The 6,956-nt window shown below is 69.0% G+C and carries 8 protein-coding genes; 4 read left to right on the forward strand and 4 right to left on the reverse strand.

The genetic code is table 11. The features are described 5' to 3' along the window. Nucleotides 1-94 precede the first annotated feature (94 nt). Nucleotides 95-1,084 (reverse strand): DUF5784 family protein, encoded by a 990-nt coding sequence (locus ACESK5_RS07845; protein ID WP_372910999.1) that lies wholly within the window; start codon nt 1,082-1,084, stop codon nt 95-97. Nucleotides 1,085-1,226: 142 nt separating this feature from the next. On the opposite strand from ACESK5_RS07845, the gene ACESK5_RS07850 reads away from it, so the two are divergent. After that, entirely contained in the window at nt 1,227-1,400 is a 174-nt protein-coding gene (locus tag ACESK5_RS07850) for a DUF5786 family protein (RefSeq protein ID WP_372911000.1), read from the forward strand. A gap of 12 nt (nt 1,401-1,412) precedes the next feature. Here the strand turns inward: ACESK5_RS07850 and ACESK5_RS07855 are convergent, their stop codons facing one another. Genes ACESK5_RS07855 through ACESK5_RS07865 form a run of 3 tightly spaced genes read right to left on the reverse strand, consistent with a single transcriptional unit; the run spans nt 1,413 to nt 4,061 of the window. After that, complete coding sequence (locus ACESK5_RS07855) at nt 1,413-2,123, reverse strand: hypothetical protein (RefSeq protein WP_372911001.1); 711 nt, start codon at nt 2,121-2,123, stop codon at nt 1,413-1,415. 16 nt (nt 2,124-2,139) lie between these two features. Continuing rightward, nucleotides 2,140-3,156, reverse strand: a complete 1,017-nt coding sequence (locus tag ACESK5_RS07860) for an NAD(P)H-binding protein (protein ID WP_372911002.1) — start codon at nt 3,154-3,156, stop codon at nt 2,140-2,142. A 26-nt stretch (nt 3,157-3,182) separates the two neighbouring features. After that, the gene (locus ACESK5_RS07865; protein WP_372911003.1) at nt 3,183-4,061 is read right to left on the reverse strand and encodes a YkgJ family cysteine cluster protein; all 879 of its coding nucleotides are present in this window, start codon (nt 4,059-4,061) and stop codon (nt 3,183-3,185) included. A gap of 78 nt (nt 4,062-4,139) precedes the next feature. On the opposite strand from ACESK5_RS07865, the gene ACESK5_RS07870 reads away from it, so the two are divergent. The 3 genes from ACESK5_RS07870 to ACESK5_RS07880 all read left to right on the forward strand — a co-directional run bounded on the left by ACESK5_RS07870 (nt 4,140) and on the right by ACESK5_RS07880 (nt 6,701). Then, nucleotides 4,140-4,361, forward strand: coding sequence for a hypothetical protein (locus ACESK5_RS07870; RefSeq protein WP_372911004.1), 222 nt, complete (start codon nt 4,140-4,142; stop codon nt 4,359-4,361). A 30-nt stretch (nt 4,362-4,391) separates the two neighbouring features. After that, a complete protein-coding gene (locus ACESK5_RS07875) occupies nt 4,392-6,239 on the forward strand; it encodes a helicase C-terminal domain-containing protein (protein ID WP_372911005.1) in 1,848 nt (615 codons plus the stop codon). A gap of 270 nt (nt 6,240-6,509) precedes the next feature. After that, nucleotides 6,510-6,701, forward strand: coding sequence for a UPF0175 family protein (locus tag ACESK5_RS07880; protein ID WP_372911007.1), 192 nt, complete (start codon nt 6,510-6,512; stop codon nt 6,699-6,701). Nucleotides 6,702-6,956: the final 255 nt, after the last annotated feature.

The following is a 6,956-nucleotide window of genomic DNA, read 5'->3' on the forward strand; positions in this document are numbered from 1 at the left end:
CTGGACCCGGGGCCGCTCCCCGGTTTCGACCACCGACCGCGGAGCTACGGGACCGCCGCTCCCTCCGTGGGCGTTTTCGCCCAGCGATGAACGGTCAGAACGGCAGGTCGAGCGGGGCGCTCCCCTTCGTGTAGCCGTCGACGCGGCCGTCGGGTCGCACCCGGAAGACGACGGCCGGCCGATGTCTGACCTCCGGCCGCTCCCCGCGGACCGCGTGCCAGTCGTCGTCCGGGAACGAGGAACAGTCGACGAACAGCACCGCACCTCCGGCGTGTTTCTCCAGCTGGCCGTCGGTCTTCGTCTGCGCCGTGTCGCGGACCGCGGTAACCGGGCTGTTCGCCGTGCGCCGACTGGGCGGGAGCGGGCGCGTCACCTCGACGAGCGTCACCGTCTCTCGCTTCTCGACCCGGAAGTCGAGCGAGTGACCCGTCGTCACCTCCGCTTCTGGTTCGAGGGCGTAGCCGGCGTCGTGGAGGAGTTTTGCGGCGTTGAACTCCCCCATCGCCGCGGTCATCCGGACCAGGTCGAGCGACCTCGACGTGCCGAGTTTCCCCGCCATCAGCTCCCGGTACGGGTCCAGCACGCCGGTCGACAGGAACGACTCGTAATACTCCAGCGCCGCCTCGGCGGTGGCGTCGGGGAAGCCCGCCGCGTGCTCGGAGAAGAACTGTCGTGTCGTCTCCCGGCCGTCTTTCGAGCAGAACACGGGGAGGAAGAACCACGACAGGTGGTCGTACGGCTCCAGCCACGGCGACTGGTCGTGCAGTTCGGCGAGGAGTTCCCGCTCCACCCACTCGGTGACGTCTCCGGGCGCTTCCTCCAGCGCGATCTTGTCCGTCCGCCACAGCGCCGAGGGGGTCTCGGTGTTGCCGACCCAGTAGGCCTCGTCGCCGGTCCAGGCGAACAGCGCCGTGTCGCCGTTGTCCATGTCGAACCGCCGGGCGTCGTAACCGTCGGGGTGGCGGTACCACGGGTGCGACATCGTCGCACCCAGGTTCCCGTCGAGGTCGGCGAGGATGTCGCGCTGGACCCGGTCGAGTGTCCAGCGACCGGGGGCGTGTCGGAAGCGGAGCGGTCGTGCCACGAGAGTGACTACTCGACCGGGACGGTTATGCGTTCCGTGCTACGGGTCCGCCCGAACCGTTCGCCGACACCGCAATCTTCATTATCGTTTCGAATGGTCACCGGAACCTATATATTGGCAACTTTCCAAGACAAAACGTACCATGTCAATGGGTGCCTATGACGAGGACGAACACGAGCGACGTGAACAGAAGACCTCGCAGGTCGACGCCGCCTTCGACGACGAGCGAGTTGTGTATCAGGGGACCCTCGAGTACGACTCCGGCGAGTCCACAGAGGCACTTCTCGACCAGTTCAAGCGCATCAAAGAGCAGTAACGCGACCGTTCCTCACTCGGTTCCGACCGTCAGCAGCGCGACTGTCGAGACGCCGGTCACCGCGACGACGTGTCCCGCCACGGCCGCGAAGAGGACTGGCTCGCCCGTGAGGAACGGCAGGAGCACCACCTGGGTCAGGCCGAACGCGACGTTCGTCGCGTCGGTCCGCCGGAGCGCCGCCCCCGTCTCGGCGTCGAACGTGTACCGGTAAGAGCGCCAGGCGGCGACCACCGCCGCCCACCACGATGTCCCGATGCGATAGCAGAGGTCCCAGAGGACGAGCAGCATCAGGTAGACGACGACGACCGGTGGCTCCGGTCCGAACAGCACCGTCAGGAGCGTCGGCTCGCCCGTCCGGGGGGCGAAGACGAACAGGTGGGTGACGAGCGCGACGAACGCCAGCACGCCCAGCACCACCTCGACACCCGACGCGAACAGGAAGCGGCTGTACGTGGGCGGCAGGTCCAGCCGTCGGGTGGCGGCGCTGAACCGCAGCATGAGCACGCTCCCCACCGCCGCGACGCCGATGGCGGCCGTCCCCGCCGGCACGACGGACCAGAGGTCGTACACCCACGCGAGGACGAACAGGCTGACTTGGAAGATGGCCACCTGGAGGGCGACGGCGGCCGTCCCCGACAGCGACGCCCCCGGCAGGGCCCCGACGATGCTCTCGTACACCCACGTCTCGCCGTACTGCGGGCCGTCTTCGTTCGCGACTGTCATCGCCTCACGATGGTCGTCACTGTGGTTCCGTCCCGACTGCCCGGTCCGGTTCGACTGGCGTGCGCACCTCGATGGACACCGTCTCCTCGTCGGCATCGCGGCCGAGCGCCCGAGCGACCGCCACGTCGAACGGCGTCAGGTCGACGTCGACCAGCCCGCGGATGCGGGTGTCGGTCACCACGACGGGGTTCTTCAGCCCCTCGATGAGCGGTCGTGCGACCGACCGCGGGACGTCGGTCACGAGGTCGAGCCAGTACGCCGACAGGCGCGGCGTCAGCACGGGCACCGAGACGATGCGTGGCTCCCGGCCCAGTTGCCGGCCCGTCCGGCGCATGATCTCGCGGTAGGTGAGCACCTCCGGCCCGCCGACCTCGTACGTCCCGCCCACCGTCTCCTCCACGTCGAGCACGCCGACGAGGTAGGCGACGACGTCGTCGATGGCGACTGGCTGGCAGGGCGTCTCGACCCACCGCGGCGTCACCATCACCGGCAGGCGCGAGGAGAGCTGACGGATGAGCTCGAAGCTCGCACTCCCCTCGCCGATGACGATGGCGGCGCGGAGCGTCGTCAGTTCGGCCTCCCCCTCCGCGAGGATGCGTTCGATCTCTCGCCGGGACTGGAGGTGCGGCGACAACCGGTCGCGCTCGCCACCCAGCCCGCCGAGGTAGACGATGCGCCGCACGCCGCCCTCGGCGAGTCCGCGGACGAACGTCCGTGCCGCCGTCCGGTCTCTGGCCTCGAAGTCGCCGTCCGACCCCATCGAGTGGACGAGGTAGTACGCCGCCTCGACGCCGAGTTCGCGGAGGAGTGCGCCGAGCGACTGCCCCTCGACTCCCGCCTCCGGAGACGCCCTGTCGACGAGGTGGAACGACCCCGGGTCGAGCAGGTCTCCCTCGATCACCTGCCCCACCGGAGGCCCCTCGTACCGCGTCGCGTCGCGGGTCAGGACGACCACCTCGTGACCCGCATCGAGGAGGGCCGGGACGAGCTGACTCCCCACGAAGCCGCTCGCACCCGTCACGAATACCTTCATACACTGCTCGACGGGGCCGAAACGAATTAACCCTTGCCGCCGTCCGCCCCCCACCCCGGCGTCGACGGCGCGCCGAGGCGGTCCTCGACACCCGTGTCCGCTTCCGTCGCGTCCTCGCCACAGGGGGCCGCCACCGACTCCCACTCCGCGAACGCCCGTCCGACCCACGACGCCGCCGCCACCACCCGGTCGCGGACCGCCGCGACCCGTGACTCGTCGACGGCGAGCGACCCGGCCGACGACGCGACGGCGCTCGCGACGAACTCCGCCCTGTCCGCGTCCCGGGGCACTCCCCGGACGAGACGGGCGACGGTGTCGTCGAGTCGGTCCGGTACGGGGTGGACGAACACCTTCGTCCCGACTGCCTGTGGTCCCAGGAGGAGCGTCCCCGTGGGTGGCTCGGTTCGGTCGACCAGACGGTTCCCGCCGTGGACGCGCTCGACCCGCTCACACTCCGTCTCCTGGTCGAGGACGAGGTTGTGCCCGGGGTAGTCCGCACACTCGCCGGGGTAGTGGTCGGCGCCGTGGATACGGCACTGCAGCGTCTCGGGGTCGAGGAAGACGCAGGCGCGGAGCCACCGCCGGTCACCCCCGAACGGTGTGACCGGTTTCGGCGGCTTCCGCAGGCCGACGAAGAAGGCCGGGCGCCCCTCGATGGCGGCCACGTCGTGGCCGCCGAGTCGGACCCGGTCGTCCCCCTCGCCCGGTTCGAACAGCCGCGGCGTCAGCGCGTCGCCGTAACCCGCGTCGACGAACCGCTTCACTTCGTCGCGGGTGAGCGGGACGAGGTTGTACGCGTCGTCCAGCGGGACGCGCCCCCCGCGGCGTTCGTGGTCCAGCGGTTCGGGCGAGAGGGGCCGCCAGTCGAGACAACAGCCCGCACAGCCCGCGCAGTTCACCTCCATAGTTGCTGTTCGCTGTCACGTGACATAGCTCCTCTCCCTCCCGCCGTGCTTATCCGCCGTCCCACCGTACTCCCGTCGATGGGTTCCCAACGGTGTGACGGCTGCGGGTCGACGGTCAGAATCGCCGGCGGCATCGGCGACTTCTGGACGTTCTCGAGCGAGACGTCGGGCGGCATCGACCTCGAACTCGCCGACGGCACCGACCACTTCCTCTGCTTCGACTGCATCGAGCGCCTCCCCGACGACCGGGACGTGACGAGCGCGGACGTCGCCGCACTCGGGGACGGAGACGAACGCTAGATTTACCCGCCGGAGCGACGACGCTCCGGTGTGGACCCCGCTCGCATCGTCGACGAGTTCCCCGCTCCCTCCCACCGGGGCGCACAGGAGCAGGCTCTCGTCGACATCCGCGACGCGTTCGCCGCCGGCAACGACGTCGTGCTCGTCCGGGCACCGACCGGGAGCGGCAAGTCGCTGCTCGCCCGAGCCATCTGCGGCGCGGCGGCGACTGTCGAAGAGTCCCGCCCCCGGGACGCGACCGACGCGTACTACACCACGCCGCAGGTGTCGCAACTCGACGACGTCGCCGCCGACTCTCTGCTCGACGACTTCCAGGTCATCCGCGGCAAGCGCAACTACACCTGCATCCTGAACGGCGAGGAGGAGACGCCAGTGAACCAGGCCCCGTGTGCCCGCCAGCGCGGCTTCGACTGCTCGGTCAAACACCGCTGTCCGTACTACTCGGCGCGCGCCATCGCCTCCAACCGCCGCATCGCGGCGATGACGCTCGCGTACTTCATGCAGACCGCCGGGTCGGACGTCTTCCGGAAGCGGGACGTCGTCGTCGTCGACGAGGCACACGGCCTCGCCGAGTGGGCCGAGATGTACGCGACCATCGACCTGACCCCGCGCACGGTCCCCGTCTGGGACGACCTGCGCGTACCCGCCGTCGCCGACGCCGAGGACCCCCTCGAGCGCACGGTCCGGTTCGCCGACGCGCTCGTCGGCGTCTGTGAGAACGCCAAGGACGACCTCCTGGCGAAGAACGAACTCTCGCCCGACGAGGCGGCCCGTCGCGACCGGTTGCAGGAACTCGTCTCGGAGCTGAAGTGGTTCGTCGACGACGCCCGCGACCCCCAGTCGCCGACGACGTGGGTCGTCGACCAGCCCGACGGGGCCGGCACCTCGCTGTCGATCAAGCCGCTCGACCCCGCGCGCTACCTGAAACACACCGTCTGGGACCGGGGCAACCGGTTCGCCCTGCTCTCCGCCACGATTCTGAACAAGGAAGCGTTCTGCCGCGGCGTCGGGCTGAACCCGGCGCGCGTCGCGCTCGTCGACGTCCCCCACACCTTCCCGCTCGAACACCGCCCGTTGTTCGACGTCACCCAGGGGAAGATGACGTACGACCACCGCGACGAGACGGTTCCGAAAATCGCTCGCCTGCTCGTCCGTCTCATGGCCGAACACCCCGACGAGAAGGGACTCGTTCACTGTCACTCCTACAGCATCCAGGAGCGCCTCCACGAGCGACTCGCGGGGATGGGCGTCGGGGCCCGCGTCCGCGCTCACGGGCGCGACGACCGCAACGACGCGCTAGACGCGTGGAAAGCGAGTTCGAAGCCGACGCTGTTCCTCTCGGTGAAGATGGAGGAGGCGCTGGACCTGAAGGGCGACCTGTGTCGCTGGCAGGTGCTCTGCAAGGCGCCGTACCTCAACACGAGCGACTCGCGCGTGGCGCGTCGCCTCGAGGACGGCCAGTGGTCGTGGTACCACCGCGCCGCGCTCCGGACGGTCATCCAGGCGTGTGGGCGCGTCGTCCGCGCGCCCGACGACCACGGGGCGACGTATCTCGCGGACTCGAGCCTGTTGGACCTGTTCGACCGCGCCCGGAGCGACCTCCCGCCGTGGTTCCGCGAGCAGGTCGACGCGATGCGGTCGCCGGCCCTCCCCGACTTCGACCCGGCGGCCGCGCTCGCCGGTGTCGACGCGACCCCAACCCCGGGTCGCGTCGACCGCTCGTCCCGGTCGGCGTCCACATCCGCGACGTCGACCACAAACTCGTCGGGGTCGTCCACTCCCTCCCGAGCGTCGCGTTCGTCCCCATCGACGTCCGCCTCGTCGACTGGCGGTGACCGCGACGACCGCCACCCGCTCTCGGACGTCTGGGGCGAGTGACCCTCTCCGTCTCGGCGCTACCGTGCGGTTTCGTGACGGAGACCCACGCTACTCCGTGTCGAACGTTCTCTGGAATAGAACGAATCGTCGGCGTTGCTCGACCGGACTCGACGTAACTAACACGAACGTTAATTACTGTGCGTGTATGTCCACCACAAGCGCGAAAAAATTTGGGATTTGACGCAGTAAGTGCGCCAATAACCACTGCTCTGTGACGGTATCTCACGGTATACTTAACAACTAGCTACCTGTATGGGTGAGTGTACGACGATGAACCCACACGCCCTCAACACGGCGCTCACCCTGTACCGCAGCAGAACGCTCTCCCTCTCACAGGCCGCCCACCGGGCCGGCTGCTCGGAGCGCGAGATGGTGCGGACCCTCGGCAGGCACGGAATCGTCGTTCGTGAACCGTTCGCCTCCCACACATCCCTTAACAATCCTTCCGCCAGCGCCGACTGACCGTCCCGTCCGACAGCGGTTCCGGTCCAGACTCCGTCGTTCTTCCTCGTCTCCGTCCCCGTCTCTCCCCGTTCTTCGCCACGCCACGCGCTCGCCTGCGCAGCCCGTCCCGTTACTCGCTCGCCTCACCGTCGTCGGCCGGCAAGATGTGGAGTCCCGCTCGACTCTTGAGCACGGGAACCGTCTCGGCCGCGGGGTCGAAGTAGTCGGGGCGTGATACGGTCTTGGCCTCGTACGTCTCCGGGTCGAGCACCT

The organism is Salinigranum sp. (assembly GCF_041641895.1).
Taxonomy (GTDB): domain Archaea; phylum Halobacteriota; class Halobacteria; order Halobacteriales; family Haloferacaceae; genus Salinigranum.

Excerpts from the sequence above, each read along its gene's own strand:
- ACESK5_RS07850 (WP_372911000.1), top strand. The coding sequence starts at position 1,227 with ATGTCAATGGGTGCCTATGACGAGGACGAACACGAGCGACGTGAACAG.
- ACESK5_RS07855 (WP_372911001.1), bottom strand. The coding sequence starts at position 2,123 with ATGACAGTCGCGAACGAAGACGGCCCGCAGTACGGCGAGACGTGGGTG.
- ACESK5_RS07860 (WP_372911002.1), bottom strand. The coding sequence starts at position 3,156 with ATGAAGGTATTCGTGACGGGTGCGAGCGGCTTCGTGGGGAGTCAGCTC.
- ACESK5_RS07865 (WP_372911003.1), bottom strand. The coding sequence starts at position 4,061 with ATGGAGGTGAACTGCGCGGGCTGTGCGGGCTGTTGTCTCGACTGGCGG.
- ACESK5_RS07870 (WP_372911004.1), top strand. The coding sequence starts at position 4,140 with ATGGGTTCCCAACGGTGTGACGGCTGCGGGTCGACGGTCAGAATCGCC.
- ACESK5_RS07880 (WP_372911007.1), top strand. The coding sequence starts at position 6,510 with ATGAACCCACACGCCCTCAACACGGCGCTCACCCTGTACCGCAGCAGA.